Origin of the sequence: Candidatus Sysuiplasma acidicola (assembly GCA_019721035.1) — an archaeon.
Classification (GTDB): domain Archaea; phylum Thermoplasmatota; class Thermoplasmata; order Sysuiplasmatales; family Sysuiplasmataceae; genus Sysuiplasma; species Sysuiplasma acidicola.
Genome location: JAHEAA010000005.1, coordinates 105,812 through 132,796 on the forward strand (window position 1 = coordinate 105,812; position 26,985 = coordinate 132,796).

The window sequence follows — 26,985 nt, forward strand, 5'->3', positions numbered from 1 at the left end:
CATACACTTTGAAAATACAATACAATATATACAATAATGAGTAATAAAAAGTTTTAAGCTTAAGACCATTATCTTATTTTTTGTCTGAGTGATATGGAAATTCTGGAGTATGATGTGATAATTCTCGGTTCCGGCCTCGGAGGGCTAACTACCGCGATTCATGCCAGCCTGAAGAGCAAGAAAAAGCTGAGGATTGCTATTGTTACCAAGCTGCATGCAATGAGGAGCCATTCCGTGTCCGCCGAGGGAGGCATTTCCGGCGTCCTCTATCCGGAAACTAACAAGGATTCCAAGGAACTCCATGCATATGACACCGTCAAGGGTTCAGACTACCTCGCCGATCAGGACGCCGTTGAATTGCTCGTGGAGAATGCGCCAAACGAAATAAGGTTCTACGACCACATAGGCGTTGCGTGGAATCGCAACGATGCAGGACAGATACAGCAGCGTCCTTTCGGTGGCATGAGCATTCCGAGAACTGCATTTGCCGCCGATAAAACAGGGTTCTTCATGATGAGGGCACTCTATGATGAAGTGACGGGTTTCGAAAATATCGAAGTCTTTCACGAACACTTCGCGACAAAGATCTTCCTTGACGGGCAGAGGTTTACCGGTCTGTTCGCAATTGACCTTTCGACGGGCGCCATGAAGCTTTTCAAAGGCAGTGCCTGTGTTATTGCCACCGGCGGTTTTTCCAGAATATACGGGTTCACCACAACATCCCATTCCAGTACCGGTGACGGGATAGCACTGGCATATCGTGCCGGGCTTCCGCTGAAGGACATGGAATTTGTTCAATTTCATCCGACGGGACTCGTCCCGAGCGGCATACTGATTACTGAGGCTGCCAGGGGAGAGGGTGGATATCTCAGGAACAACAAGAATGAGCGGTTCATGGAGAAGTATGCGAAGAGCAAGATGGAACTTGCTCCGAGGGACATAGTCTCAAGGGCAATAGTCACTGAGATCGGACAGGGTAACGGCTTCACGCATGAAGAAACGGGAATGAAATATGTTCACCTTGATCTCACTCATCTTGACGGAAGACTTCTCGATGAGCGCCTCCCTATGATAAAGGAGCTGTCAATCAAGATGCTGAACATAGATCCGCACAAGGAGCCCCTGCCGATAAGACCGGCAGCACACTTCACCATGGGCGGCATACACACGAACATAAAAGGCGAAGTTATGGCTGGAGCAACTGGCAAGCCTGCAGGCGGCATTTGGGCCGTGGGAGAGTGCGGCTGTGTGAGCGTGCACGGATCCAACAGGCTGGGAAGCAATTCGCTCAGTCAGTGCTCCGTATGGGGAAGATTTGCTGGAGAAGCTGTGCCGGGTTATGTAAACAGCATCGGAGGAAGAGCGGACGGTGCTGAAATCGTGCGCCAGGGAGAGGCGGAGGAGAAGAGGGTCAATGCGCTGCTCGAAGGCGGAGGATCCGTTAATCCGTACGAACTGCAGACGAAGCTGCAGAACACAATGGACGAACTCGTCTATGTGTACAGAAGGAGCGATGAACTGCAGAAAGCATCAGCCGCTATTAAGGAGATAAGAAAACAGTATGCAGACATACACGTTACAGACAGGGGAACGGCATACAACACAAACCTGAGGGATGCGCTGCAGGTCGAGAATCTGATAGACCTTGCCGAAGTTGTAGTTGAGGGTGCATTGAGAAGGAAGGAAAGCAGGGGTGCCCATGCAATGATAGAGTATCCGAAACGGGATGATGCCAACTGGCTGAAGCACACGATTGCATCCAGGGGTAAAAAGGGAGTCAAGATTGAATACATTCCTGTTACGCTCACGAGGTGGGAGCCGCAGGAGAGGGTGTACTGACATGGAAAAGAAAACGTATGATGCGCGCGGAAGCATCGGGAATCTCGGCAGGCTTACCGCTTTTGACAGAGAAGCGTTTTACCATCTGATTTCGTACAGGCTGCTCATAATCGCATCAACCATAACAGTCGTTCTGTTCATGCTGAGCCTCGGCTTACATTCGCTGGAAATGGCATGGAAGATAATGCTCGTAATTGTCTGGCTGCTGCTCACATCCCAGGTTTACGAATCTGCAAAGGCCTTTGTCCTTGTTGGGAGTGGAGGAATAGCGTTCGGGAAGTTGAATGAATCATATCTGAGTTCGATGAGAAGCGGCAGCAAGGATGCGGGTTTCATGGGCTACATTCCATACGTCGTGCTGCTGATCTGGGTCGTCGGCTTTTTCATCTTTGCGGCGGTGGTCCTCTGAAAAACGGGGTGGTGATTCAATGAAGAGATCATGGATTTCAATCGCAACGGTGTACGCACCGATGCTCGGCGTGCCTGTCCTGCTGTATCTCTACCTCATAGCGCTGCTGGCACATGCGGGTTCAGTCTCGAGGATCTTGCTGTCGCTGATCATGCTCGGCCTCATCATCTTCGGGATCATGGGATTCAGGGACGTGTTTCTTGAGAACGAAAAGCCTGCCCACTTCATTGAGCTTAAGGAAGGAGCGTCGGAGACCCATGTGCAGGAAGCGGCAGCCGGCGGCGAAGGACAGAAGTCTGTTGAGATTGTCGTGAAGCGATTCAACCCGTCTACCGGTTCACTCGACAGTCATACCTTCAGGACGAGGGTACATCACTTCTCAACGGTGCTCGACGCGCTGATTGATATCAAACAGGAGCAGGACAATACACTGTCAATGCGGTACAGCTGCAGAATGGGCATCTGCGGATCGTGTGCCATGGTCGTCAACGGAAAACCTGTGCTGGCATGCGAGACAAACATACTGCAGAACCTGAAGGAAGACAGGATTGAAGTGTCGCCGATGCTGGGACATCCGCTTCTCAGGGATCTGGTGACCGACTTTGACGATTTCTTCGCACGGCATAAGCGCATTAAGCCGCACATAGTCAGAAAAGATGAGGAGGAAAAGTATCTCGCCGACAAGGAATATCCTCAGTCGAAGGAGGAACTCAGCAAGTACCTGCCTTTCTCCTACTGCATCATGTGCGGCCTGTGTGTAGATGCCTGTCCGGTTGTCAACATCAATCCGCGCTTTATCGGCCCGCAGGCGCTGTCGCAGGTTCAGAGATACTATTCCGATTCCAGGGATGAGCTTGGCGCCGCGAGGCTGGACATGGTGGACAAGCTGGAGGACGTCTGGGACTGCGAGTTTGCAGGTGCGTGCTCGGTTGCCTGCCCGAAAGGGGTGGATCCTGCATTTGCAATACAGCTTCTGAAGTCTGAAATTGTCCGGAGAGATCTTACAGGAAAGTAGCGGACTTGAAACAGCATGAGAAGCACAGGCGCGCATGCACAGCCAGGAGCGTAAGCATTGAGACGAGTTCAGAGGCTTATGCGGTGACTGGAAGATGCGTGTTCCCTGGCTTCATCCAGCGACTTGAATGAGATGTTATCCGCAGGGCAGGAGAGATGCCTGACCGCTCCGTGGAGCATCCATCCCTCATAATTCTGGAACGACATGCCGCATTGACGGCACTCGAGCGTCACCATATTATCAATTGAGCAAAGGGCATCTAGGCTAATCATTCTTCCGTAACGATCTGTAGCACACCTGCCTCCGCGTGCTTCATCGAAGCAGCCTGCGTTCAATCGACGACAGTCTGCCGGTCTCCCGCCGGACCCATGCCTGTTCGGCAGCGAGCGCTTCGGCGGCGTCGCGAAGCTGTTCTGTAATTCGAGCGCTGCTGCTGCCTCCCCTGGACGATCTCATCTCTATCGCCTCGGAAGCGCCTGCAGGCAGGATGGTTCCCTGTTCCGAAAGCGTCTCCCTGAAACTCCTGCCGGAGTCGAGCGATGCTTTCACCGCCCTGCCTACTGTTTCATGAGCCTCCCTGAAGGGCATGCCCGCCCTCACCAGCATGTCCACGGCTTCCACCGAAAAGGAAAAATCGTCAGAAGCTGACAGGCGCAGCGCCTCGCTGTTGAATCTGACGCCCGTCAGCAGTGCGGAAACCATTGAAAGCATCGAGGATAGCGTATCAAATGATCTGAAAAGCGGTCTCTTTGTATGCTGCATATCGCTCGCGTAGCCCACGGGCAGGGATTTCAGTATGGACATCACTTCGAAAAGGGCGGAGAAGAGCGAAGAACTCTTCCCCCTGATGTGTTCTGCCATATCCGGATTCTTCTTGTGCGGCATTATGCTGCTGCCGGTGGAAAGAGAATCGGGCAGCTCGATGTAGGAGAATTCCGCACTGCTCCACAACACCATTTCCTCTGCAATCGAGCTGAGATGAAGTCCAAGCATGGCGTTCGCGAAGCATGCATCGATAACGAAATCCCTGTCGGATGTGGCATCCATTGAATTTGAAAAGGGCCTGCTGAAACCGAGCAGTTCCGCCGTGTAGCGAGTGTCAATCGGATGGCTTGTGCCTGCGATGGCTCCGGCGCCGAGGGGGGACACATCCATCCTGCGGCCGTTCCCCCTGAGCCTGTCGAAATCACGCTCAAAACGCCAGAAATGTGCGAGCATGTGATGGGACAGGAAGACAGGCTGTGCCCTCTGCAGGTGTGTGTACGACGGCATCGCCGTCCTGCGGTGCGCCCTTGCAACATTCAGCAGCGTCTTCTGCAGCGCGGCTACCATGCGTGCCGTCTCAGATGTCTGCTCCCTGACATAAAGACGCAGGTCCAGTGCAATCTGGTCGTTTCTGCTCCTCGCTGTGTGCAACTTCTGTCCGGCGACGGGTAGCATGGCTGTCAGGCGGCTTTCGACGGCCATGTGAACATCCTCCTCACCCTTCAGGAAAAGACCGGGGTCGGAAGCGTTCTCCCGGTATATCGCCGCAAGGCCGGTCTTTATTTCGGCGAACTCCTGAGGCGTGAGCAGGCGAGCGCGCCTGAGCCCGCCAGCATGAGCGATGCTGCCAACGATGTCGTGCTTGAACAGCTTGAAATCCTCGGGAGAGGATGAAAAATCCAGTGCGTCAGGATTGAGACTATCGCTGAACCTTCCGCTCCAGAGTTTCTTTTCTGACATCCGCCTTTTTCAACTCCCCGGCTGCCGTTCCCCTCATAGGGAGTCCTGCAATATAGATGAAACCTTCCGCAGCCTTCTGATCAAATGTGTCGCCCCTGCCGTATGTGGAGAGTCTCGACTCGTACTTCGAATATTCAGAAGAAGTGCCGGTGACCGTTGATTTTCCCTTGAACAGCATGACCTTCACTTCACCGGTAACATGCTCCTGCGTTTTGTCCAGAAATGACTCAATTGCGGTTCTGAGCTCGGTGAACCACATACCGTTATAGACGAGTTCGGAGAACTTCGCCTCCACGAGCGGCTTGAACAGATTGACTTCCCTTGACAGTACGAGACTCTCCAGCGCCCTGTGTGCCTGTAGTATTACCGTTGCAGCAGGGCACTCATAATTCTCCCTCGACTTGATGCCCACAAACCTGTCCTCGACATGATCTATTCTGCCGACGCCGTTCAGACCGGCAACGGCGGTGACCTCCCTTATCAGCCTCGACAGCTTCATCCTGCTGCCGTTGAGCGATACAGGCACGCCCTTTGAGAATCCTAAAGTGATTCGGGCCGGAGTGTCCGGCCAGAGATCCTGATGCGACGTCCATTCATATATTTCCTCCGGCGGTTCGACGGAGGGGTCTTCCAGCTCGCCTCCCTCGATGCTCCGACCCCAGAGATTCTCGTCTGTGCTGAATCTGGACGGCTGAGATTTCTTCAGCATGATGCCGTGCCTGGCTGCGTACTCAATCTCATCCTCCCTGTTCATGTTCCATTCACGGATTGGTGCTATGACCTTCAGAGAAGGGTCCATGGCGGCGAACGTGAATTCAAAACGCACCTGATCGTTGCCCTTCCCCGTGCAGCCGTGGGCTACATAATCCGCCCCGTACTTCTTCGCCACATCCGCTATCTTCGCCGCAATAAGGGGCCTTGCGAGCGCGGTGCTGAGAGGGTACTTGCCCTCATATAGCGCATTCGCTTTAATTGCCGGAGCAACGTAGTCTTCTGCGAATTCATCCTTAGCATCGATGACGGCCGCGTCGATGGCCCCGTTCGAAAGAGCTCTTTCTGCGCCTTCCTTCAGATCCTCCTTCTGGCCAACGTCCACAGATACAGTAATCACATCAACAGAGTACTTTTCTTTGATCCACCGTATAGCCACACTCGTATCCAGACCGCCCGAGTATGCCAGGACGGCGATTTTGCTTTCCTTTGATGACTTCAAATAATGCACCTTCAAGCGCATCCGCCGGACTGCTGTTAATTGTGATGTAAACTGTACGACTGAATCACGGCATAGAGTCTGAAAATAGACAAAAACAGTCTTCAGCTCACCAGACGGCTGAGAATATTGTATGCCCTGAGCACGTCGGACTCGCTGACAACGAACGTGGATTCGGTGTTACAGCTCACCACTTCAAGGCAGTTTATTCCTTCCTCCGCCAGTGCCGAAGAAAATCGAACGAGCACGCCAGGCGTCCCCACAATGGATTCCGGACTCTGGACCGTTATTTCACTCAGCCTGTGTATGATCTCAGTCACAAGATCCCTGTCGAGGATTGCGAGCGTTTCTTCAACCATCTCCTCGTCAAGAATTATCGTCAGCACCTTGCTCCCCTGCTGCACAGTAAACATGCTGTTGTTTCTAGACAGCGCATTCTGCTGTATGCGCTGGAGAGCCTGAAGCGTCCTGGGCTCGTTCCGTGCGGCAATAATGGAAACTTTTGACTTCATCCGCACGCGGCTGTTGCGGATGGTCGCCATTATATTCATTTCTCTGGCCTTGCGGTTGTGTAACTCCTGCTGAAAGCGCCTGCAGGCCACCATGACTGCCTCTTCGTTTTTAGCGCCTGTCTCCTCCATTATCTTTCTGGCGAGCGCAGAAAAATTAACAACATCGTATGACAGGCAGTCCATTATGCTTGGATGCTGACCTATGTAATCCCTGGTGATCTCCGCTGAAGTCTTCTCGGTCAAAGTGATATCGGGGCGTCGTATACCATTTTCAGTTAAAAAACTAACCTGAGCGCCCTGAACGTGATGTCATCACACAATCGGGCTTTTCCGCGTATCGCACTCACACACGCATCACTTGACCGTGGTCACGAAACTCTTTGTCATCGCAACGAAGGCGGCGATATCATCCTCCGTGACAACGAGCGGTGGCACCAGTCTGACCACCGAATCGTGTGCCACATTTACGAGGAAGCCCCTGCTGAACGCGAATTCCGCGAATTTTTTTGCGTATTCGGCATTCAGCTGCACACCAATCATCAGTCCTCTGCCGCGGACTGTTTCGAAAAATGGCCTGCCGGCGAACGATTCCGTAATACCCGATGTCAGCGCATCGCCCTTCCTCAAGACGCTGTCCATGAATCCGTCACTTTCGATAATATCCAGCGTAGCGAGTGCCGCCGCGGAAGCAAGCGGGTTTCCGCCGAAGGTCGAACCGTGGTCGCCGGCGTTGATGCGCTCCGCTGTTTGAGCGTTAAGAATGACAGCGCCGATTGGCACACCCCCGGCCAGGCCCTTTGCGACGGTGACTATGTCCGGTGAGCATTGCTTCTCCCACTGATGCGCAAACATCCTGCCGGTCCTTCCCATGCCCGTCTGAACTTCATCCATGATGAGAAGAGAACCATTTGCATGCACGGCTTCGCTTATTTCACTGAGGAAGCCTTCGGGCGGCACGACCACACCGCCTTCTCCCTGAATTGGTTCGATAATCACTGCGGCTACATCTCCGTCAAGTTTTGACCTGAGCGAGGATGCGGAGCCGTAATCGAAGAAATCCACATTTCCATAGATGAGCGGCTCGAAACCTTTCCAGTATTTCGGCTGTCCAGTGACAGACAGGGCCATAAGAGTTCTTCCGTGAAAAGAGTTGTGGGCTGCAATGAACTTCTTCCTGCCGGTGGCCTTGACCGCAAACTTCAGCGCAGCTTCATTCGCCTCCGCACCGCTGTTGCAGAAGAATGATTTCATCTGCCTTCCGCGGAAAACCTTCGCGAGTCTTGACGCGAGCTTCGCCTGGTTTTCCACTTCATAAAGATTGGATGTGTGTATGAGATTGCTCGCCTGGTTGCATATCGCCGCAACGAGCTTCGGATTGCCGTGACCGACGACGTTGACGGCGATGCCGCCGACAAAATCGACATACTCTTTACCTGAAGTGTCCCACAGTCTGGCGCCCTTTCCACGCACGAAGGAGACGTTCTGCCTTTTGTAAACGGACAAAAGGTCTCCGCCTTTCTGATGCTCTGTATGAGCCATTTCAAACCCGTATTTCTGTGCCATTCAGAATTCCCTCCCTGAAAAATGCAGACAGGCTGTCCGGCCTGCTGCCCATTATACAGACTCTTTCCACGCCAGACATCACTGCACTGCCCGCGGCATTGATCTTTGGCAACATCCCGTCGCGGATATCTCCGCTCGCGAGCAGAGGGCGTATATCTTCATAACGTATGCTTTTCAGCACATTGGCGTTGACAATTATGCCGGGCACATCCGTCATGAGCAGCAGCGTTGATGCACGGAGCGCCGAGGCTACGGACGAGGCAACTTCGTCAGCATTTACATTATACAGCGTGCCGGAACCGTCGGCACAGAGCGGATAAATGACCGGAACGGCCTTCATGTCGAATAGAGCATCCAGTATCTTTCTGTTGACGGAAACAATCTGCCCTACGAGCCCTAAATCTATACCGTCGTTCGAGCGCTCCCTGCGTCTGCATGTAACCATTCCGCCGGAAAACGCAGGAAGAGGAATGGCCGTAATGCCCAGTCTCGTAAGCGAAAGTGCAATCTCAGCGGACTTCTTTGAGAGAGACATCTGAACTGCTTCCAGCACATCCGGCGTCGTTATGCGGAGGCCGCCGGCTTTGGCCGTCTCAATCGACAGTCGTTTGCAGAGCTCGTCAATCTCTTTCCCGCCGCCGTTCACTATGACGATACGGCCACCCCGTGTCAGACCTTCTCCCACAGCCGTGGCAATTTCGTCGATGGCACTTGCTGATTGTATTGCGGCGCCGCCGAATTTTATGACGGTAACGTCATCATTCCTAAGTTGTGTATGCCGAGTTAATCCTGACATAACCATAACTCATATCACATCCCAGCGCTACAGCGCTGCCCTTTCCCTTGTGCAATTCGATTGTGAATTTCACTTCCCTCTTCCTCATCAGATTCGCGGCCCTTCCGGGTTTATCCGAAACTATGCCGGACGAAATCACAGGATATTTCCTGTCTTCGCCTATCGATACATCGAGTTTTGAAAAATCGATATCGCAACCCGAGCTGCCCAGTGCCGCGGCTACGCGGCCAACGTTGGGATCGCCGCCAAAGACCGCACACTTTACCAGATTTGATTTGACCACGGCTCTTGCGGCGAGTCTTGCCTGCTGCACATTTCTTGCACCGTTGACTTCTACCGTCAGCAGCTTCGTCTCTCCCTCGCCATCCATGGCAAGCATGCGCGCGAGCTGGTGCATGACATAACCAAAGGCTTCTTCGAACATCGGATCGTTGCGAATGGAGGGTCCGCCTGCAGAACCGTTGGACAGCACAAGCACAGAATCATTTGTGCTCTGATCTCCGTCGATGCAGACCATGTTTAATGTGTCCTCAATGTAACTGTCAAGACACTTCTGGAGATAGCGGCTGGAAACGGGAGCATCCGTTGTTACAAAGGTCAGAGTCGTTGCGTGAAGACCCTTCATATCCGGAGCAATCATTCCTGAACCTTTGGTCATGCCTCCTATTCTTATCCTGCGGCCATCGGAAAGTGTCTGTTCAACGGCAACCTCCTTTCTGGTTTTGTCAGTTGTCATTATGGCTTCTGCCGCCTTTGTGCCCGCGGAAAGAGAATCGGACAGAGAGGAAACGGCGTCCTTGATGCCTGCATAGACCTTCTTCATCGGAAGAAACTGGCCGATTACTCCTGTGGAGAAAACGGTCATTTTTCCGGCAGGGACGCCGAGAAGCTTTGCCGCATATGCGCCCATCTGCTTTGCGTCTCTAATCCCCCTCACGCCTGTCAGTGCATTGGCGTTTCCGCTGTTGATGACAGCGCCGTTGATTCTGCGCTTCCCGGCAGAAATAATGGAGGCAGTGACAAGGACAGGTGCAGCCTTGAGCCTGTTTGATGTGAACACAGCTGCGGTGTTGCAGACCTTTCCCGAGTAAATCAGGGCAATGTCGTTCTTTCCCGACTTTCTCAGCCCTCCTCTTCCCGCCGAGGCGGAAAAACCTGCCGGCGCGGTAACGCCGCCTTCTATTACTTTCAATTCTATCTACCCACGCCCGTCGGGCCTGCCAGAAGCCCTGATGTTTCCGGAAGGTTCAGCATGATGTTGGCGTTCTGGACGGCCTGCCCGCTGGCCCCTTTCATAAGATTATCAATGAAAACGAGAAGTATCGTCCCGTCCTGTGTGCTCCTGACGTCAATCACGCAATGGTTCGTGCCGCTGACCATGTTCAGGCTCCCTTCAATACCTGCACGTACGAACGGCGAATCCGAATAAAATGAAGCAAGCTTCTTTCCAACTTCGCCCGCGTCAGTGCCTGGAAGATATATCGTTTCTTCAATACCCCGTATGATCGGGACAAGATGCGGGACGAATGTAAGACTGACTTTCCTTCCCGCCGCCTCGTCAAGAAGGCCCCTTATCTCGGGCATGTGCCTGTGCCTGTTAACGTTATACGGCGCTATGTTTCCTGCGATCTCCGAATGGTGTGTGAACTGCGACGGCTCTTTTCCTGCGCCGGACGTGCCGCTCTTGGCATCTATGATAACTGGCCCCGAGATTAAGGACGCGATCGGAAGAAGCGAAAGCAGCGCTGCAGTTGGATAGCACCCTGGATTCGCGACTATGCTTGCTTCGGAAATCATGCGCCTGTTAATTTCAGGCAGCCCGTAAACGCTGTTCTCGAGATTGACCGCGTCGAGATGCTGCATTCCGTACGTCTGTTCAAAGAGCGAAGCAGGGTGCAGTCTGTAGTCCGGTCCGAGATCCACAACCCGTACGCCCGCTTCTATCAGTTTCGGGACTGTCTTCATGGACGCACCTGCGGGCATGCACAGGAAAGCCACATCCATTCCGTCCGCCTCGCCGAAGTCCTCCCTGCCGGAAACTACAACCTCACTGTTGAGCCACGGATAGATGCTACGGATTTTTTTGCCCGCCATGCTCGCCGATTGTGCAAACGACAATTCGAGACCAGGATGGCCGGCGATAATGCGCAGTAGCTCGTTTCCCGTATAACCGCCGATACCGAACACGCCGGCTCTTCTGGCTTCAGATATGTGCATTTATATGCGCAGATAAAAACGTGGACATATTCCCTCTGTCCGATTCTATACATTATCCTGTTGCAAATGTCTCTGCCGTGACAACACGAATTGGAGCGCTCTGGGGGGACCTGTGCCACACAACGAAATGCGAACAGCTTAAATTGCCGCCCGGGATTTGATCGGCATGGCCAAATGGCTGTTCAAGGAAGAACCCTCAAATTACAGTTTTGAGCATCTGGAGATGGACGGGACGGCAACCTGGGACGGGGTGCGAAATAACACGGCTCTCAGGAATCTGAGCCTCGTGAAGAAGGGTGATGAAATCATCTATTACCACACGGGTGATGAGAAAGCCGCTGCTGGGCTCGCCGAATCGACATCCGATGCCTTCAGAGATGACGAAGGATTCTGGGTTGTCAGAATAAGACCGGTGAACAAATTCAGGAAGAGCGTGTCCCTCAGACTGATCAAGGATGCAGGTCAATTTTCCGCATCGCCGCTTGTAAGACTCCCAAGAGTGTCGGTGTTGCCAGTCGACGACAAACTGTGGAATTTCATTATTGAACACAGCAAATAGAATTGCCATCATTACATCACCTCACCATTGATTTCTCTAATTTCGCACCTTGCCTGGACGATGCATGTTAAGTCGCTCTGCGGCAGAAAAAAAGCCAAATAGTTGATACCGATGGTTTTCCGCAATGAAAGAAATAAAGATTGCGGGTTTCGGCGGAAGCCTCAGAAAAGGATCGTTCAACAGGATGCTTCTCGGAGCGGCGTCGAGTCTGATGCCGGAAGGATCCACGCTGGAAATAGCCGAGATCTATGACATACCTCTGTTCAACCAGGATCTGGAGTCAAATATACCTCTGCCGGTTGCTGAATTCAAGCGAAAGATATCCCAGGCCGACGGCGTGCTGATAAGCACGCCTGAGTACAACTACTCCGTCCCTGGCGTCCTGAAGAACGTCATAGACTGGGGCTCGAGACCGTACGGGCAGAACTGCTTTGACGGCAAGCATGTGGCACTCATTAGTTCCGGAGGCAGACTAGGCGGCGCGCGGGCACAATACAGTCTGAGACAGTCATTCGTTTTTCTGAACATGAGGCCGGTAAACATGCCCGAAGTGTTCATTTCCAATCCTGCAGATAAGTTTGATGAAAAAGGCAATCTGAAAGATGAAGACATCAAGGCGACAATAAGGACATTGCTGCAGAAACTGGTCGACGCGTGCAGACAATGACGTCGCTGGCACACAGGGTGCTGAAGGAATCATCGGATCGCCGCAAAGCACAGTCGTGACTAGCATGACAATAATAAAATACGGCTCCTGTCTTGAATTATGCAACTGAGTTCCATGAAGGGCAAGCGCTACCTGATAATAAATCTCAAAGGATACGAGGAGGCATTCGGCAGCCGTTCTGTAGAGATAGGCAGGATTGCCAAAGGTGCATCGGAGGAGTATGGTGTTTCCGTCGTTGTCTGTCCGCCAGTTCCGTGGCTTTCGCAAGTGGCTGAAACGGGTGCCGAGACGTTTGCGCAGCACTGCGACCCGTACAAACCCGGAGCGTTTACGGGCTTCACTTCTCCTGAGATGATTAAAGCAACCGGAGCGACTGGCATTCTGATGAACCACACTGAGCACAAGCTGAGACTGCATGAAGTAGAATTCCTTGTGGAGAACTGCCGGAGAACCGGTATGAACGCAACTGTCTGTGCAGATACAGTCTACACAGTCGCGGCGATAAGCGCGCTCGAGCCGGACATCGTCGCAATAGAGCCGCCGGAACTCATCGGCACAGGTATATCCGTTTCGACCGCCAAACCCGAAATAATAACACGGGCAATCGAATCGGTGAGGAAGATCAACAGAGAAGTGCCGGTAATCGCAGGAGCTGGTATATCCAGCGAACAGGACGTGAGGCGCTCCATCGAGCTCGGGGCTAGCGGAGCGCTGGTAGCATCCGCCATTGTCAAATCCGGTTCGCAACGGGAACTCATTTACAGAATGGCGGCCGAATTATCAGGATAGACGCTCGCCGGCAGCCTATTCAGACATTCACCTGGTTCTTCTCGAGTTTGTGAGCAGTTCGCGCGATTCCTCTTCTGACTGCCATATTCTGCCGCCGGCCGTGTCGAACACTATGGTCTTCATGTTGGTGAATTCATCGATGCTGTATCCGATGCCTTCCCTTCCGAGACCGCTCTCCTTGACGCCGCCGAACGGGAAGAAACCCACGCCGTGGGCAGGGAAACTGTTGACAGTCACTTCACCGACCTCAAGCCGCTTGGACACCTTCCATGCGGAGTTAAGGTCCTTTGTGAAAACGGCGGAGTCCAGGCCGTACTCCGATCTGTTTGCTATCTCAATCGACTCGTCCACAGTATCAAACTGATGCACAGGTATGACAGGGCCGAATGTTTCTTCCCACATGATCCGTGCGTCGAGCGGCACGTCGAGTATGAGCGTGGGTTCCATGAAGTTGCCTTCGCTCTTGCCGCCGTGAACGACCTGTGCACCCTTGTCCACCGCATCGGTTATCAGGCCAAGCACATGCTCAACGGCACTCCTGTTTATCAGAGGACCTATCTTCGTATTCTTGTCCCTAGGATCGCCTACTGTCCATGTCCGTATCCCTTCAGCAAGCAGCCCGCAGAATTTCTGGTACACCTCGCGCTGCACGAGGACACGGCTTATGGCATCGCACCGCTGACCGGCATTCTTCAGCGATCCTGCAAGTGTTTTTGAAGCCGCGGAGGGAATATCGGCATCATTGAGTATTATGGCGGCACCCTTTCCGCCTAGCTCCAGGTGTATTTTCTTTATGCCGGATATCTTCGTCAGATTCTTACCGACTTCTGTGCTGCCAGTAAAAGTGACTACATCGACGACCGGACTCTCGGCCATGTAACTTCCCAGCGCGCCCTTGCCGGTGATGATGCTTACTGACCCGGAAGGCAGTCCGGCCTCCTCCATGATCTTGGCCATCAGAATAGCCGGGATAGGATCAACGCTCGGCGGTTTCACAATTACCGAATTGCCTGCAAGAAGAGCTGGAATGACTTTTGTGTATGTTATGAAGAGCGGGTAGTTGAACGGCGAGATGGCCAGAACCAAACCGACCGGTTCCCTGATTATCAGCGCGTATTTGCCTATATTCTCTTCAGCCCAGTCTCCCGGTATGTAGTCGCCGAATATCTTGCGAGCCTCTTCGAACGTCAGGGAGAGCCTGTGCATAGTCGCATTTATTTCACCGCTTGCATCGGCAAGTGTCTTTCCGTTATTGAGGACGATAGAATCCTGGAGAACTGCAAAATTCTCTTCCACGATCCTGGAAGCCTTGGTCATTGCACCCATGCGTTCTATTGCAGGCATCCTGCGTATCAGAGATTTTGCCTTATATGCGTCATTGAGCACCCTGTCAGCATCTATTTCAGAAGCTGCAGAAATTCGAGCTATGACGCTGTTGTCGATAGGACTCATCACATCAGTAAACTCACCTGATTCGGGAAAATGCCATTTCCCGCCCGAATATATCTTGAAATTCGGTATTCCGTCTTTACCACTTTCGTAGATTTCACTGAAGAAATCATTCAGTTCCAGTTTCATTTCGTATATCACTTCTTCATTTTGGTTCGAATCATGTACGCGAACATACTGCTTGTTATTATATTTTGACATTCCTTCTTCTCGAAATTACTATGAGAGGGATCACACGATAGGCGTGCGCGGTATAGCCGATAGAAGTGCATTGAAGTTCTGCGCAATGGTTAAGTATTACGATCCATGTCGAAACCGGGAAAATACAAGTGCGATCAAATGAGCGAAGTAAGCAGTTTTGTCTCGTATTCTGGAAACAGAACCAGCCCCTTTGTCATCGGCCACAGAGGAGCGGCAGGTCATGCGCCTGAAAACACACTGTCGTCATTTTCGCTCGCAATAGAAATGGGAGCCGATGCGGTTGAGTTTGACATCCATCAGACAGCCGATAACAGAATAGTCGTGATTCATGACGAGGCGCTCGATCGGACGACAGACGGCGAAGGAATGGTCATGTCGACAACGTTAGGGGACATAAAGAAGCTGGATGCCGGAAGCTGGTTCGGCGAAAAGTTTTCCGGAGAGAGGATTCCAACGCTTGAAGAGACGCTGACACACATATGCGGAGGCGCCATAGCCCTGGTTGAAGTAAAACACGGTACTGACTTCTACCCTCATATCGAGGAAAACATAATCAAAACCGTTTCCGGGAAAAAGGAATGGCTGAGGAAGGCAATTTTCATTTCATTCGATCCTTCAGTAATAGCGAAGCTCAAGGAACTCAACCGGGAAATAACGGTAGGTCTGCTGACGCTTGATCCGCCTGAGGAATATCTGGAGATAGCGAAAGAATTCGGAGCCTCTGCTCTATTTCCGCGCTGGGAAAAGATGAAACCGGATTCGGTGAAGCTTGTTCATGAAGAAGGCTGTACCGTTCATCCATGGGTCATGGACAAAGAAGAGGACATAAACAGGGTGCTCGAAATGAGACCGGACAGTCTTTCCTCGAATTTTCCGGATCGGTTGCTGACTGCCGTACGCTCGCGATAACGCATTTGGATGGCGCCGTGGCAGCATATCCTGCACATCTTCAGCGCCAACAATCACGTTCGTCTGCCTTTAGTGCCGAGCGCAAAGCGTGCATTAACCCATGCTGCGCCTGAACGCGGCGCACTATTTTGAATGGCGCGCGGAAAGTTTGCCCACCTGATCGGATGTCAGCGTCCACTCCGGTCTGAAGTTGAATTCTCCATGCTGCAGCAGTTCCAGGGAGGTTACTCCTCCGCACTCGAAATGCGGCAGTTCGGGGTTGTCAGTGGAGCACAGAAGCGAAAATATCCTTTTCAGGTTCGGAAGATGGCCCACAACTACGACGTCACTATCAGCGGTTTCACGCAACACTTCGATGAAACCGTCCGGATCCGCCTCCGGTTCGAGGCAATCGAGCACGATGCGCGGTGCGCCGACAATTCCTGAGACGATGTCGGCAGTCATGACAGCTCTTCCGACCGGGGAGGTGTATACTGCACGCACATTGCGGGAATGCTGCGTTATGACAACTCCGGCTTCCGACGCCTGCTTCATGCCGGAAGCCGAGATTGGCGGATCGCGAGAGCCGTTTCTGACGTATTCCCCGTGTCTCACAATGAATAAATGCATTTGCGCTGCAACTCCCTTGCACATGAGGAATCGCGTGCATGTTTCATAGCCTGTTTGCTGCTCATGCCTGTCCCCAATTGATGCGAAAGTGTTATTTGCACCACTGACATCCATCATCTCCGAATGAAGATATCGATGATACTCGGGGGTCTTCTTTACATTTTCAGGGGAACAGTCGTCCTGTTTCCATTTGCAATCGCGGCAATGCTCGGGCTGCTCCCGGTGCATACCGGATCGTCAGCGACTTCACTGACGACAGAGGAGCCGTTGTGGGTGCTTGGCGGCGCGTCCATATTTATTGCATTCCTGGAGGAACATTACTTCAGGGAGAAAGAGTACGAGGCATTCGTTATTTCACTGGTAGGAACGGCACTGATATTTTCAATTTCTGCAATATTCTACACTGATGCGGTGAACTTCCTCCCCATTGTAGCCTATGCTCTCTTCTCATTCGGCGTCATCGACTTCATACTTGGTCTCGAATATCACAAGCCCGGACACAAGGGCAGGATGAAGAAAAGAACGCCTGAGAGTGCATGAGGAAAGATGACAGAGCATTCGTGCAAGCTGCACTACCCCATGGTCTGACTGTTTTCTGCTCTCAGTCGGTGTTGCCTCCATGCCATACGGCGGGGCAGTAGTGCATTCTGTAAATGACAATAGGCATGCGAAACGACGATGCCGAACTAGTGCTCTGTTTCATGAGCCATGCACCGGTTAAGGGAGCGGGTGCACCTCCACGCATTGGAACAGAGCAGCGGCTAGCACAATTATGAGGACCTCGAGCATGGCGCGCGGAGGAAATGGGTGTCGTTCATTTGTGTGAAACGGGCTGGAGAACGCGCGCATCAGGTCCCGTATAATTTGCACGGGGGCGCATGATCCGGCCGCCATTTTCCACATATTCAGACATGTGCGCTATCCAGCCGACTGTACGCGAAAGAGCGAATAGGGCCGTAAACATGTGAAGCGGGAAGCCTATGCCCTTGAATGCGACACCTGAATAGAAGTCCGTGTTGGGAAAGATGTGTTTTGGAGCGAATCGTTCCACGCCCAGTTTTTCCAGCTTCTCCGCAATTTCCAGCGTCTGCCTGTCCTCGACACTCGTCGAAAGCTCGATTGCCATCGACTTGAATATGGCCATCCGCGGGTCGTATGTCCTGTATACCCTGTGTCCGAAACCCATGAGTCGCCTCTTGCCCTCAACCACGTTTGTCTGGAACCAGTGATCCACGTTTTCCGGACTCCCGATGTCCTCGAATTGAGAATATGCTGCCTCCGCCGCACCGCCGTGGAGAGGGCCCTTCAACGCCGCAATTGCAGCGGCAATGGAAGAATACATATCGGAAAGCGTCGAGCATGAAACAATGGCTGCAGTGGTCGAGGCAGGCACCTCGTGGTCCGCATAGAGCACGAGTGCCCTGTTCATCACGGTCACGGCCCGTTTGTCTACAGCGCCGTCAAAACATGCCTGAAGGAAACTCCTCGCATAACTCTCGGTCGGCTCCGGCAACTTCAGTTCTTTGCCTGCCATATGCCTGTATGCTGCGGCGACCACTGCTGAAGCGCGACCGAGAGCCTCGGGCGCCTTGAGGGCAACGTTCTCCCTGCTCCAGACAAAGCCGTCCTCACCGCAGGAGAGCGAGGCGAATGCAGTTTCGAACACGGACAGTGCATCGGCATCTTCAGGTAGGGCTGAGATGACACGCCTCGTGAACTCAGGGAGCACATATCCCTTCTGCACAGACGAAGTGAACTCTGCGAGTTTTCTCCTGTCAGGCAGTTCGCCGAACAGCATCAGAAAACTTACTTCCTCATAGGAACACTTCTCTACCAGATCCTTTATATCGTAGCCGCGGTAGCGCAGAATTCCTTTCTCTCCGTCGATTGATGTCAATGCAGTATTCTTGATATAGATGTCTTCGAGACCGTTGCTTATTTCCATTTTTATACCTCCGCCAGGAATCGCACAGGCACATGTCATGGCCCAATATGGACAGTTTCGTGAGCCAGATGTCCACCCGCGAATGAGGTTGCGAGTTTTTGCGATGTTATTTGATAATCCTTTGCACTATTTTTTAACTTTCATTCCAGTGTGATTTTTTGTCCCGGAATTTGCATGCTTTTTTGATGAAAAAGATGTATCCATCGCCTCATAGTCATGATACCGGAGGACTGCATACTGTTCATCCCTGGTCATCATCCTGTCCATAATACCCTTCTGAGTGCCATCTTTCTTCAGCGCGATGAGTGCTGAGGCTGTTGCCTTCGCAGCCGCCCGGAATGTCGTGACAGGAAAAATCACGTATCTGTAGCCTGCCTCTCTGAAGAACGATGCGGGAATCAGAGGCGTTTTGCCGAATTCGGTCATATTCGCTAGCAGGGGGCTGCGCACTGCTTTTGAGAAAAGGGAAAATTCCGACGTGCTGAGCAGCGCTTCAGGGAATATGATGTCAGCCCCGTTTTCGACATATGAATGCGCCCTGTCGATTGCTCCGTCCATGCCTTCGACCGCTCTTGCATCTGTCCTTGCAATGATCAGTGCGTTTTTCCTGGCGGCAAGCGCCGCCCTTATCTTCTCATTCATCTCTTCTGTTGTAACAAGCTCCTTGCCTTCCAGATGGCCGCATCGCTTGGGCGATTTCTGGTCTTCCAGCTGCACGGCGTCCGCTCCCGCCTTTTCCAGCGTCCTGACCGTCCTCCATACACTGACGGGACCGCCGAATCCGGTGTCTGCATCCACTACTACGGGTATGTCCGTCACCTCTCTGATCTGGGCAACAATGCCGCTCAGTTCACTGAGCGTTATAAGGCCGATGTCCGGGATACCCATGGAAGAGGTGAGCGCACCGCCTGAAAGGTAGACTGCGTCAAAACCGGCTTTCTCCGCCTGAAGAGCGGTGAAAGCGCTGTATACGCCTGGAATGACAGTGAATCGCTTCTTCAGAAGGTCAGACAAGCTGATCAACCCTCGTTTTTTCAGCTAAATGCATCTTCTCGAGCAGCTTCCTGTCTTTCGTCAGCATCAGGAACTTCTCGTCCAGCTCTGCATCCGTCATCGGATTCTTGTAATGACCGTGCGGCACGCTGAGTTCCTCCTGGTGAATGCCGTTCGAGGCGTGCACGACGATGCGTGTGGGAAGAAGGCCGGGATATGATTCCGTGAAATCTCTTCTCTCAACAACTTCAACCTTGCTCATCAGTTCCCGGACTCCTGCGTCTCCAATCAGCGAATACGTATCGAGCCAGAATCTGCCGGTGTGCAGGGCTGCCGCGACTATGAACGGCAGGCTGTGATCGGCGGTCTCACGGTTAGCCGGTGCCCATTTTTCAGGGTCCGCGAGAATTGATCTGCCTGCTTCGTATGTTTCCACCTCGACACGTGAAATTGCAGCACCGTCCAGTTTTGAGTGAATCTTCAGTGCAGCGTCCACGGCGGCCTGCGCGTGGTACTCCACCGGATATTTCTTGATATATGTTCTCAGAATCGCATCGGCCTTCTTGATATCGTGGAGCTTTGAAACGTCGAGTTCGGGAAGGAGCACATTGCGCAGTCCGAGCTTGCCCGAAATGGGCGTTGACGGCGCGGTGAAACCGTTCAGCGTGGCGAGCGCGGCGAAAGTGGCGTTCCTACTGGCGTTTGCCGCGGCGCCCGCCTTCCACATGGAAAGGTCTCCGACTCTGCTTTCCCGAAGCGCAATGTGAGGAACGGTTGTAATGGAAATTACATTTATTGTCTGCTTTTCATCCAGATTCAGGAGTTTAGAAAGAGCTGCCGCCATGCCTATCTGCAGGAAGTTAACATGATCCAGACCGTGCTTCCTTGGTGAGGCAGAGTCGCACAACCTGATTCCCACTTCATAGCCTGCGGCTATTGCGGTGAAGAGAGACTTTGCATCACTTTTGAACAATGAACCTACCGAGAGCAGTGTGCCAATCATGTCGCTGGGATGCAACGGTTCCCTGGAAAGATAGGTGTCGTTGAAATCCAGATACCTGATCAGCAGTGAATTATAGAATGATGCGGCGTCCGCGGATGCTGTGCCGCCTCCTATCAGATGCGCCTCCCCCTTGTAGAAGTCGAGAGCATGGTGAAAAGCAGCGGCAGGCGGCGAGTCTATGGAAGCGGTTGCAACACCGAAAGAGTCTGTGATTCTGCGTCCGACTTCGTGAATCACGCCTTCCTCCAGGTCGTCGAAACTGAGGTTGCATACAAACGAAGCTATTTCCTCTTCCACGTTCATGGGCAAAACATGCCTGCCGTTTTATTTATAGCTGACCGAGGAACGAGGAAGCGGCTCATGATTAAGGCCGGATCGCCGACACCATTACGCACCCATCAATGACCGGTTTCTTCGATTTCCAGATATGGAAACTTTGCGCTCGGTTTCTCTATGAATCTGTTCATCATAACCTGCACGATTAACTCGTATTCCTTTGCGATGTTTCTCATACCGCTGTAAAGCAGAGGATAGAAAACAGACAACTGTTCTCTCTGCGCATGTTCATGCGCCTGCATGTTCTGCAGCGATTTCATGCCCTCCCAACAGGTCTTCTCAAGTGCTTGCGCACCGTCCAGTGCTGCTGAGGCAGCATTCAGATCCTGCTCGAAGAGGCATGACGATGTGCTAACTGAGAGTTCGTGAAACATCGAAAGCAAAGCAGTTGTTTCGGTTTTGAACCGCTCCTTACGGGGCTGATGCTGACCCGCTGAATCAATTTCGTTTACGAGTTCCTCCGACAGATCCGCCACGAATTCCAGACTGGCTGCAATCGCCCTGTCGCCCAGAAGATGGCGAGAGTCCTCTATCCCCATCTGTTTCGCGACATCCCTGTCTCTTGCCCCCAGCAGGAGCAGGCGGAGGACGAGTCTGTAGAGCTTGTCAACATCCATCTCCATATCAGCAACCTCCCGGAGTGCACTGCCGTCAGAATTCATGACGCTCTCCAGCATCCTTTCCACCATTGCCGAGGACTGGAAAAATAGCCTTTTGATCATTGACATGAGCGGAAACCTGGGGGGCTGGACCATGCATTCAAGGAGCATGTTATTCTCCGTCTGCTCCACAACAGTAACGCCCGTGAGCCGGTCCACGGCCATGTTGACCTGCCGGACCTGCTCCGTCGTGAGTCCCACCTCCGACGAAACGTCGATTGTATTGTAGCCGACGATGTAGCAGCCTATGATTGTTCTCATGATCAACCTGTCTTCAGGACAGTGGTTGGCGTGTATCCTGCACCTCACCGGGAAGGTCGCCGAACCAACAGTTTCCTCACCCAGCGTTAAGTTCCCGTCATCGCCAATTGTCATACTCAGCAGGCTTCCCGCCTTTAAACCGCGTGAAACTGTCCAGTCCTTGGGTAGCGATATGCCCAGACTGGCATTGCCGAGCCTTTGAACGCGCCTTACATCTCTCTCCAGAATTATCCCCTTCAAATTTTGCCACTGTCGCGGGCGTCATTAACTAGCTTCGGAGACTACATATTATTTGCCATTTGAGGTGCGGGGCATCCAACTGTATTTTCGCACGCCCCCATGTCTACGATGTGCATCATGCGGAATGGAACATGCATCGAAGTGATGCCCACCGGCACGCATCAGTGGTGAATGTAAGCGACTTTCTGGTCGGCAATCAATTGCGATGCAGCGGATGATGTCCCGGATCCAGCCTGTGCTTCCTGCCTGCGCACCTGGCGCCGGTTCCGGCCGGCGTATATGGGTGCATCGCTTTCTGACAGCATCTCCACCCTTGCATGCTCGTCCGGCCTGCTTCCGGAGAGCGAAGTGTACAGCAGAGCGGTGCGTATGAGTTCACCGGGCAGAGCCAGCGCGTCCCTTACATAATCAGACTTATCGGACAGTATGAAACGTATTGCAGTGGGCAGCAGATCGCTCTTCGGCCACGCAAGTCCGCTGCGGCCTCCGCCCGTAGCGAGATAACGGCGTAAGTAGAAGGAGTAAAGAGCGAAATACTGAATCGCCTGAATGACGGACGGATGAACCATTGTCTTCATTACGGGTGTGAGAAAATCAAACCGGTCCCAGTCCAGAGTGAAAATGGTATCCTCCTCGAGCGCCTGCCTGAATATTGCAGTCCCCGGGAGAGGCGTGTATATGGTGAACTGTACGACATCTGCACCCGATCCTGCCAGCCTTACTGCAAGCCTGACCGTAGAGAGCATGTCCATGAACCGTTCGTACGGGGCGCCTATCATGAAACTCAGCAGCACTACGACGCCGTTTTCATCGAGTGTTCTAATTGCGGCTACCGTGTCCGAGGCACGTATGCTCTTGCGCATCTTCTTCAGCACTTCCCTGCTCCCGGATTCCACACCGATTGCGGCGACGCGAAATCCGGATTTCACGGCAGCCGGTATGATGTCGGGGTTGCGTGCAATGACATCTGCCCGCATCTGTGCTAACCACCGTATATCCGGGCCGCTGTCGGCTATTGAAGAAAAGAGTTTTCTCCTCTGATCCAGATTCTGCGGCAGAATGAAAATATCGTCGGTGAAAAATATCCAGTCGTATCCAGCTTTCTTCGCCATCTCCATTTCGGCAATTATCCTCGCGTTGGATTTGTAGCGCCTCCTGTATCCCCATGTTGGAGTGACGGAACAGAAATCACAGCCATAGGGGCAGCCGCGAGATGTTTCGAGACACACAACCGTCTCGTTCGTGCCGAATGTCCTGATCTGGTATTTTTCCCTGTCCACGAGATCGAGCGAGGGAAGAGGCAGACTGTCCAGATCGGAGATGAGCGGCCTCGGTGCCGTTCTGATGATCCGGTCTCCGTCACGAAAGACGATGCCGCGGACATTTACAGAGGAGGCACCTGACTCCAGGACCGACACCAATTCCCTGATTGTTTCGTCTCCTTCGCCGAGGGCGACAATGTCGAAGCCGTCCCGGATAATGCTTTCGGGAAGGAATGTTGCATGATGCCCGCCGACAATAACCTTCAGATCATGTTTTTCCTCTTTCAGCCTGAGCATTAGCTGTCTTGCGCTGTTGTATGACGCAGTGGCATGGATGGTAATGCCCACAAGATCCGGCTTGAGCGAAAGCGTTCTGGCGACCGTCTCCTCCATTGTGAGCTTGTCCGCTTCCATGTCGATGATGAAAACCCGGTTGCCTGCCACCGTGCGTATCGAGGCGGCAAGCTGCAGCAGGCCAACCGGTACCGGCAGAAAACCCATCTTCGTCAGATAGAGACTGCCCCTTGAATTAGAGGGCCTTACCAATACTGTCCTCATTCCATTTGCCTTCCTTGATGCTCGATTTGCACTAATATCCTGTCAGGACTAGTAAAGAGATGTTGCAGGCACTATACGTACAATATGTATCGGGCATGAACAGATATCAACATGTCAGCGTGAAAAAAACTGACATGCAATCCACCTGCCTGTACACTGACCTGGACGGGATTCAACCTGACGTGCTCAGACGAAGGAGGCTACGTTCCCTCATCCATGCTCCTGTGAGATGCGCGTCCCCTGACAAAACCGTACGTTATGACTCCAGAGAGTATCATCAATGTGCCGAGATAGAGAGCCTGTTCGCCAAGTGCGGCCATAACAACAAACGACAGTACGACCGATACGACCTGCAATGCTGGATAGAAGGGAGATTCAAACGCTCCGCCGACTCCCCTCCGTCTGAGGATGACGACTGCGAGTCCCGTGAGCGCGTAACTGAACACAACGCCGAAGTTCGAGGCCAGCGCGATATACTTGAGGTTGCCAATGAAAAGGGACAGCACCGCAAGCATGCAGATGACCAGCACACCTCTCCTTGGCGAGTCTGCATGACGACCGGCGACCCAGGAAGGCAGCATACCGTCTTCGGCCATCTGAAGAAGGGTACGTGAGCCTGCCACGACAAGAGACATCGTGACAGTCAGTGTGGCTATTATTGCAACACCTGAAACAACATAATTCAGCAGCTGCGGTGCATGAGAGTACTGTATGGCGTTTGAAAGCGGATTCGCAGTTATGCCGTACAGTGTCCACGGCATCATGGCAAGCATGCCCGCTACGACGAGAATGTACAGCACTGTACTTATCAGCAATGAAATTATGATCGCCCGGGGCACGTTCCTCTGGCCGTCCTCAACTTCCGGCGTCAGAGTGGCTATTGTGTTGAAACCTGAGTATGCGAAGAATGCAAGCGACGCGGCAACAATGAGACCGGAGAAGCCCCCGGGAAGAAGCGGTGTGAACGATGATGCCTTCCACGAACCGTAGAAAAGGGATGCGACGATGAAAGCCGCGAGTCCACCGACAGTTATGAAGACGAGGTATTGTTCGATGCGGGCAACCAGCCTTAAACCTGCATAATCAACAAACGCAACTGCGACTATCAGTATTATTGAAATGGGAATCAGAAAATTCTCTGTGTGCAGCAGGACACCAACATAGGAACTGAATCCTAGAGAGACTGCCGCGGCTGCAATGGCATATGATATCGCACGCAACCAGCCTACAATAAAACCCATTGCGTCTCCCATGGTTGTCCGGACAAAGGAATAGAGTCCTCCGTGTGCCACGACCTTCGATGATAGCTCGGCGCTGTTCAATGCAACAGTGGTGGCCAGTGTCGCCGTGATGATGAATGCCAGAAGGGCTCCGGGTCCGGCAATGTGTATGGCTGTTCCTGCAAGAACGAATATGCCTGCGCCTATTATATTTCCGAGGCCGATAAACATCGCCTGCGACATCGTTATTTTTCCGGCTGCCATCCTTAACTTGAAACACACCCTGGTTTAATCCGTTTTTGTTGACACAGAGTCGCGAACAAAATTCGAAACAGAGAAGAGACTCTGTGGCGTCGGTGGCGGCGGTTCGCATCAGACTGATTTATGGCGGCCTGAAACTCACGGGTGGGCGCTCACGGTTCTTTGATTTCCCGCTTTATAGCCACAAAGCTGGAAATGACGTTGCTTGCATCCCTGACAGGCGTAATCACGGTGTCCTCGAAATACAGTTCGCCGTTCTTTCGCTTATTCGTGAGTACTTCGTGGAAAACACCTCCGGCCAGGATGGTTTCCCACATTCTCTTGTAGAAGTCCGCGTCGTGCTTTCCCGATTTCAGAACCCGCGGCGTCTTCCCAATGACTTCGTCTTTTTCGTAACCGGTGGTCTCCGTGAAAGCCCTGTTGGTCCACTGTATCATACCGCTGCGGTCAGTGAGTATAATCGTATCGGTTGCGTTCTGCAGTGCAGTATCGAGCAGCTTCAGCCTGTCCCTCAGCCTTGAGGAACGCACTGCTACGCTCAGCGCATCCGCTGCACTCTGCATCTGGGCGACCGTGTCGCTATGTGTAGTGCCCAGATTGTTTCCGTAAATGCACATAGAGCCGACGATTTCGTCCGCGTACCTGAGCGGGAGAGCGATGACTGAATCGAATCCCCTGTGCGAAGCGATGCCGGCAATTGACTTGAAACTGAAATCTCCGGCTTTTGCGATGTGCATCTGACCGGTTCTGATGGCCCTTACTGCCGGTGAATCCTCACGCATGGACGGCTCGTCTTTTCCATATTCCGGCAGTCCGCGTTCATCCGCCAGCAGACTGATTTCTCCATTAGCCTCATTGAGGAGTATCGTTACGCCCCGGAAACCGAATATAGACTGGAGACGCATACAGAAGGTCGAAAATATTGAACGGAGCGACTTCTCCTTCAGAACAGCGCTTGATGTTTCGTGCAGCAGCTTTGTCATTGCATGCATACGGACGGGACCGGTGATGTCCCTGGCCGAGCATGTAACAAAAGAAATCTGACCGGCCCGATCGACTATCGGATTGGTTATGACATCGAGGTATTTCACGTTGCCGTCCGCATCCACCTGGACCTCGTCATGGCGTGTCGGACCATCTCCGGCCAATACGGTTCGAAGCGCCCTCTCCACATTTGACAGTCTGCTCATACCGGCACCAGACAACTTTGCTCCGATGATGTCCTGTCTGGACATGCCGAACATCTGTTCGAATGCGTGATTGACCCTCAGAACGCGACCTTCAGCGTCGAAAAGGAATACGGTATCGGACGTGCTCTCAAAAATGGAGGAGAGCTGATTCTTTGCATCCTCAATCTCGCTTGCTGCCCTCCGGTTATTTACAGCCGTCTTGATGAAGTGTGAAAGTTCGGCGAATTGCGAAATAGGATCCCCGCCTTTCTGTAGATAAAAATCCGCTCCATTGTTTATTGCACTGATTACGACCTCTTCACGGCCCTTTCCTGTGAAAAGGATGAATGGCGTTCTGATGTTATGCGAACGCAATTTCTTCAGGAGTTCTATGCCGTCCATTTCGGGCATCTGAAAATCAGACACAATCGCACCGTACCTGCCGTCCGATATTCTGACAAAAGCTTCAACTGGAGAAGAGCAGGTCTGGACCTCGAAGTTGCCGTCTGATTCCATGAATATTCTGAACGGTTCATGAAGTGCCACGGTGTCATCGACGTAGAGAACAGGTATTGATTCTGGTTTACTAAGCATTGGTCGTTGCTCCGG

General features: G+C 52.6%; 25 protein-coding genes. 8 read left to right on the top strand and 17 right to left on the bottom strand.

Translation table 11 applies throughout. The features are described 5' to 3' along the window. Positions 1–93 precede the first annotated feature (93 nt). From KIS30_03785 to KIS30_03795, 3 genes are all read left to right on the top strand, one after another. The gene (locus KIS30_03785) at positions 94–1,839 is read left to right on the top strand and encodes a succinate dehydrogenase/fumarate reductase flavoprotein subunit (GenBank protein ID MBX8645865.1); all 1,746 of its coding nucleotides are present in this window, start codon (positions 94–96) and stop codon (positions 1,837–1,839) included. Between the two features lies 1 nt (position 1,840). After that, entirely contained in the window at positions 1,841–2,248 is a 408-nt protein-coding gene (locus KIS30_03790) for a hypothetical protein (protein ID MBX8645866.1), read from the top strand. Positions 2,249–2,426: 178 nt separating this feature from the next. Beyond that, a complete protein-coding gene (locus KIS30_03795; GenBank protein MBX8645867.1) occupies positions 2,427–3,263 on the top strand; it encodes a succinate dehydrogenase/fumarate reductase iron-sulfur subunit in 837 nt (278 codons plus the stop codon). 68 nt (positions 3,264–3,331) lie between these two features. On the opposite strand, the gene KIS30_03800 is transcribed toward KIS30_03795, so the two are convergent. From KIS30_03800 to argC, 8 genes are all read right to left on the bottom strand, one after another. Further along, a complete protein-coding gene (locus tag KIS30_03800) occupies positions 3,332–3,499 on the bottom strand; it encodes a hypothetical protein (GenBank protein MBX8645868.1) in 168 nt (55 codons plus the stop codon). Between the two features lie 76 nt (positions 3,500–3,575). Beyond that, complete coding sequence (argH, locus tag KIS30_03805; GenBank protein ID MBX8645869.1) at positions 3,576–4,988, bottom strand: argininosuccinate lyase; 1,413 nt, start codon at positions 4,986–4,988, stop codon at positions 3,576–3,578. Then, the gene (locus KIS30_03810; protein MBX8645870.1) at positions 4,948–6,222 is read right to left on the bottom strand and encodes an argininosuccinate synthase; all 1,275 of its coding nucleotides are present in this window, start codon (positions 6,220–6,222) and stop codon (positions 4,948–4,950) included. Before KIS30_03810 ends, argH begins: the two co-directional genes overlap by 41 nt. 80 nt (positions 6,223–6,302) lie before the next feature. Next, entirely contained in the window at positions 6,303–6,953 is a 651-nt protein-coding gene (locus tag KIS30_03815; GenBank protein ID MBX8645871.1) for an ACT domain-containing protein, read from the bottom strand. A 111-nt stretch (positions 6,954–7,064) separates the two neighbouring features. Then, positions 7,065–8,273, bottom strand: coding sequence for an acetylornithine transaminase (locus tag KIS30_03820; protein MBX8645872.1), 1,209 nt, complete (start codon positions 8,271–8,273; stop codon positions 7,065–7,067). Continuing rightward, entirely contained in the window at positions 8,251–9,069 is an 819-nt protein-coding gene (gene argB / locus KIS30_03825; GenBank protein ID MBX8645873.1) for an acetylglutamate kinase, read from the bottom strand. The genes KIS30_03820 and argB overlap by 23 nt, the downstream gene beginning before the upstream one ends. Then, positions 9,038–10,261, bottom strand: coding sequence for a bifunctional glutamate N-acetyltransferase/amino-acid acetyltransferase ArgJ (argJ, locus tag KIS30_03830; GenBank protein ID MBX8645874.1), 1,224 nt, complete (start codon positions 10,259–10,261; stop codon positions 9,038–9,040). The genes argB and argJ overlap by 32 nt, the downstream gene beginning before the upstream one ends. Before the next feature lie 2 nt (positions 10,262–10,263). Then, entirely contained in the window at positions 10,264–11,286 is a 1,023-nt protein-coding gene (gene argC / locus KIS30_03835) for an N-acetyl-gamma-glutamyl-phosphate reductase (GenBank protein MBX8645875.1), read from the bottom strand. A gap of 166 nt (positions 11,287–11,452) precedes the next feature. On the opposite strand from argC, the gene KIS30_03840 reads away from it, so the two are divergent. The 3 genes from KIS30_03840 to tpiA all read left to right on the top strand — a co-directional run bounded on the left by KIS30_03840 (position 11,453) and on the right by tpiA (position 13,301). After that, positions 11,453–11,845 carry an EVE domain-containing protein gene (locus tag KIS30_03840; GenBank protein MBX8645876.1) on the top strand — a complete coding sequence of 131 codons (393 nt, stop codon included), beginning with the start codon at positions 11,453–11,455 and terminating at the stop codon, positions 11,843–11,845. 124 nt (positions 11,846–11,969) lie between these two features. Beyond that, positions 11,970–12,512 carry an NAD(P)H-dependent oxidoreductase gene (locus KIS30_03845; protein ID MBX8645877.1) on the top strand — a complete coding sequence of 181 codons (543 nt, stop codon included), beginning with the start codon at positions 11,970–11,972 and terminating at the stop codon, positions 12,510–12,512. 99 nt (positions 12,513–12,611) lie between these two features. Next, on the top strand, positions 12,612–13,301 hold the full coding sequence (gene tpiA / locus KIS30_03850; protein ID MBX8645878.1) for a triose-phosphate isomerase: 690 nt from the start codon (positions 12,612–12,614) through the stop codon (positions 13,299–13,301). A 27-nt stretch (positions 13,302–13,328) separates the two neighbouring features. Here tpiA and KIS30_03855 read toward each other — a convergent pair whose 3' ends face one another. Then, complete coding sequence (locus tag KIS30_03855; protein MBX8645879.1) at positions 13,329–14,879, bottom strand: aldehyde dehydrogenase family protein; 1,551 nt, start codon at positions 14,877–14,879, stop codon at positions 13,329–13,331. A gap of 210 nt (positions 14,880–15,089) precedes the next feature. Here KIS30_03855 and KIS30_03860 point away from each other — a divergent pair, with 210 nt between their 5' ends. After that, on the top strand, positions 15,090–15,860 hold the full coding sequence (locus KIS30_03860; GenBank protein MBX8645880.1) for a glycerophosphodiester phosphodiesterase: 771 nt from the start codon (positions 15,090–15,092) through the stop codon (positions 15,858–15,860). A 123-nt stretch (positions 15,861–15,983) separates the two neighbouring features. On the opposite strand, the gene KIS30_03865 is transcribed toward KIS30_03860, so the two are convergent. Beyond that, positions 15,984–16,469: a histidine phosphatase family protein gene (locus KIS30_03865; GenBank protein MBX8645881.1), complete on the bottom strand. Its 486-nt coding sequence runs from the start codon at positions 16,467–16,469 to the stop codon at positions 15,984–15,986. Positions 16,470–16,592: 123 nt separating this feature from the next. Between KIS30_03865 and KIS30_03870 the strand changes: the two genes are divergently transcribed. Next, a complete protein-coding gene (locus tag KIS30_03870) occupies positions 16,593–17,009 on the top strand; it encodes a hypothetical protein (protein MBX8645882.1) in 417 nt (138 codons plus the stop codon). Between the two features lie 274 nt (positions 17,010–17,283). Here the strand turns inward: KIS30_03870 and KIS30_03875 are convergent, their stop codons facing one another. The 7 genes from KIS30_03875 to KIS30_03905 all read right to left on the bottom strand — a co-directional run bounded on the left by KIS30_03875 (position 17,284) and on the right by KIS30_03905 (position 26,970). Then, the gene (locus KIS30_03875) at positions 17,284–18,414 is read right to left on the bottom strand and encodes a citrate synthase (GenBank protein MBX8645883.1); all 1,131 of its coding nucleotides are present in this window, start codon (positions 18,412–18,414) and stop codon (positions 17,284–17,286) included. Positions 18,415–18,540: 126 nt separating this feature from the next. Then, complete coding sequence (prpB, locus tag KIS30_03880; GenBank protein MBX8645884.1) at positions 18,541–19,428, bottom strand: methylisocitrate lyase; 888 nt, start codon at positions 19,426–19,428, stop codon at positions 18,541–18,543. After that, positions 19,421–20,713: an MmgE/PrpD family protein gene (locus tag KIS30_03885; protein ID MBX8645885.1), complete on the bottom strand. Its 1,293-nt coding sequence runs from the start codon at positions 20,711–20,713 to the stop codon at positions 19,421–19,423. The genes prpB and KIS30_03885 overlap by 8 nt, the downstream gene beginning before the upstream one ends. A 95-nt stretch (positions 20,714–20,808) precedes the next feature. Further along, positions 20,809–21,906, bottom strand: a complete 1,098-nt coding sequence (locus KIS30_03890; protein ID MBX8645886.1) for a hypothetical protein — start codon at positions 21,904–21,906, stop codon at positions 20,809–20,811. A 161-nt stretch (positions 21,907–22,067) separates the two neighbouring features. Then, positions 22,068–23,726: a B12-binding domain-containing radical SAM protein gene (locus KIS30_03895; GenBank protein MBX8645887.1), complete on the bottom strand. Its 1,659-nt coding sequence runs from the start codon at positions 23,724–23,726 to the stop codon at positions 22,068–22,070. A gap of 200 nt (positions 23,727–23,926) precedes the next feature. Further along, complete coding sequence (locus tag KIS30_03900; protein MBX8645888.1) at positions 23,927–25,210, bottom strand: amino acid permease; 1,284 nt, start codon at positions 25,208–25,210, stop codon at positions 23,927–23,929. A 149-nt stretch (positions 25,211–25,359) separates the two neighbouring features. Beyond that, positions 25,360–26,970 (bottom strand): PAS domain S-box protein, encoded by a 1,611-nt coding sequence (locus KIS30_03905; GenBank protein ID MBX8645889.1) that lies wholly within the window; start codon positions 26,968–26,970, stop codon positions 25,360–25,362. Positions 26,971–26,985 lie beyond the last annotated feature (15 nt).

What these genes read in the sequence shown, in the direction of transcription:
- KIS30_03785 (MBX8645865.1), top strand. Translation starts at nt 94, where the DNA reads ATGGAAATTCTGGAGTATGATGTGATAATTCTCGGTTCCGGCCTCGGA.
- KIS30_03790 (MBX8645866.1), top strand. Translation starts at nt 1,841, where the DNA reads ATGGAAAAGAAAACGTATGATGCGCGCGGAAGCATCGGGAATCTCGGC.
- KIS30_03795 (MBX8645867.1), top strand. Translation starts at nt 2,427, where the DNA reads ATGGGATTCAGGGACGTGTTTCTTGAGAACGAAAAGCCTGCCCACTTC.
- KIS30_03800 (MBX8645868.1), bottom strand. Translation starts at nt 3,499, where the DNA reads ATGGTGACGCTCGAGTGCCGTCAATGCGGCATGTCGTTCCAGAATTAT.
- argH (MBX8645869.1), bottom strand. Translation starts at nt 4,988, where the DNA reads ATGTCAGAAAAGAAACTCTGGAGCGGAAGGTTCAGCGATAGTCTCAAT.
- KIS30_03810 (MBX8645870.1), bottom strand. Translation starts at nt 6,222, where the DNA reads ATGCGCTTGAAGGTGCATTATTTGAAGTCATCAAAGGAAAGCAAAATC.
- KIS30_03820 (MBX8645872.1), bottom strand. Translation starts at nt 8,273, where the DNA reads ATGGCACAGAAATACGGGTTTGAAATGGCTCATACAGAGCATCAGAAA.
- argB (MBX8645873.1), bottom strand. Translation starts at nt 9,069, where the DNA reads ATGTCAGGATTAACTCGGCATACACAACTTAGGAATGATGACGTTACC.
- argC (MBX8645875.1), bottom strand. Translation starts at nt 11,286, where the DNA reads ATGCACATATCTGAAGCCAGAAGAGCCGGCGTGTTCGGTATCGGCGGT.
- KIS30_03840 (MBX8645876.1), top strand. Translation starts at nt 11,453, where the DNA reads ATGGCCAAATGGCTGTTCAAGGAAGAACCCTCAAATTACAGTTTTGAG.
- KIS30_03845 (MBX8645877.1), top strand. Translation starts at nt 11,970, where the DNA reads ATGAAAGAAATAAAGATTGCGGGTTTCGGCGGAAGCCTCAGAAAAGGA.
- tpiA (MBX8645878.1), top strand. Translation starts at nt 12,612, where the DNA reads ATGCAACTGAGTTCCATGAAGGGCAAGCGCTACCTGATAATAAATCTC.
- KIS30_03855 (MBX8645879.1), bottom strand. Translation starts at nt 14,879, where the DNA reads ATGAAACTGGAACTGAATGATTTCTTCAGTGAAATCTACGAAAGTGGT.
- KIS30_03860 (MBX8645880.1), top strand. Translation starts at nt 15,090, where the DNA reads ATGAGCGAAGTAAGCAGTTTTGTCTCGTATTCTGGAAACAGAACCAGC.
- KIS30_03865 (MBX8645881.1), bottom strand. Translation starts at nt 16,469, where the DNA reads ATGCATTTATTCATTGTGAGACACGGGGAATACGTCAGAAACGGCTCT.
- KIS30_03870 (MBX8645882.1), top strand. Translation starts at nt 16,593, where the DNA reads ATGAAGATATCGATGATACTCGGGGGTCTTCTTTACATTTTCAGGGGA.
- KIS30_03875 (MBX8645883.1), bottom strand. Translation starts at nt 18,414, where the DNA reads ATGGAAATAAGCAACGGTCTCGAAGACATCTATATCAAGAATACTGCA.
- KIS30_03885 (MBX8645885.1), bottom strand. Translation starts at nt 20,713, where the DNA reads ATGAACGTGGAAGAGGAAATAGCTTCGTTTGTATGCAACCTCAGTTTC.
- KIS30_03895 (MBX8645887.1), bottom strand. Translation starts at nt 23,726, where the DNA reads ATGAGGACAGTATTGGTAAGGCCCTCTAATTCAAGGGGCAGTCTCTAT.
- KIS30_03900 (MBX8645888.1), bottom strand. Translation starts at nt 25,210, where the DNA reads ATGGCAGCCGGAAAAATAACGATGTCGCAGGCGATGTTTATCGGCCTC.
- KIS30_03905 (MBX8645889.1), bottom strand. Translation starts at nt 26,970, where the DNA reads ATGCTTAGTAAACCAGAATCAATACCTGTTCTCTACGTCGATGACACC.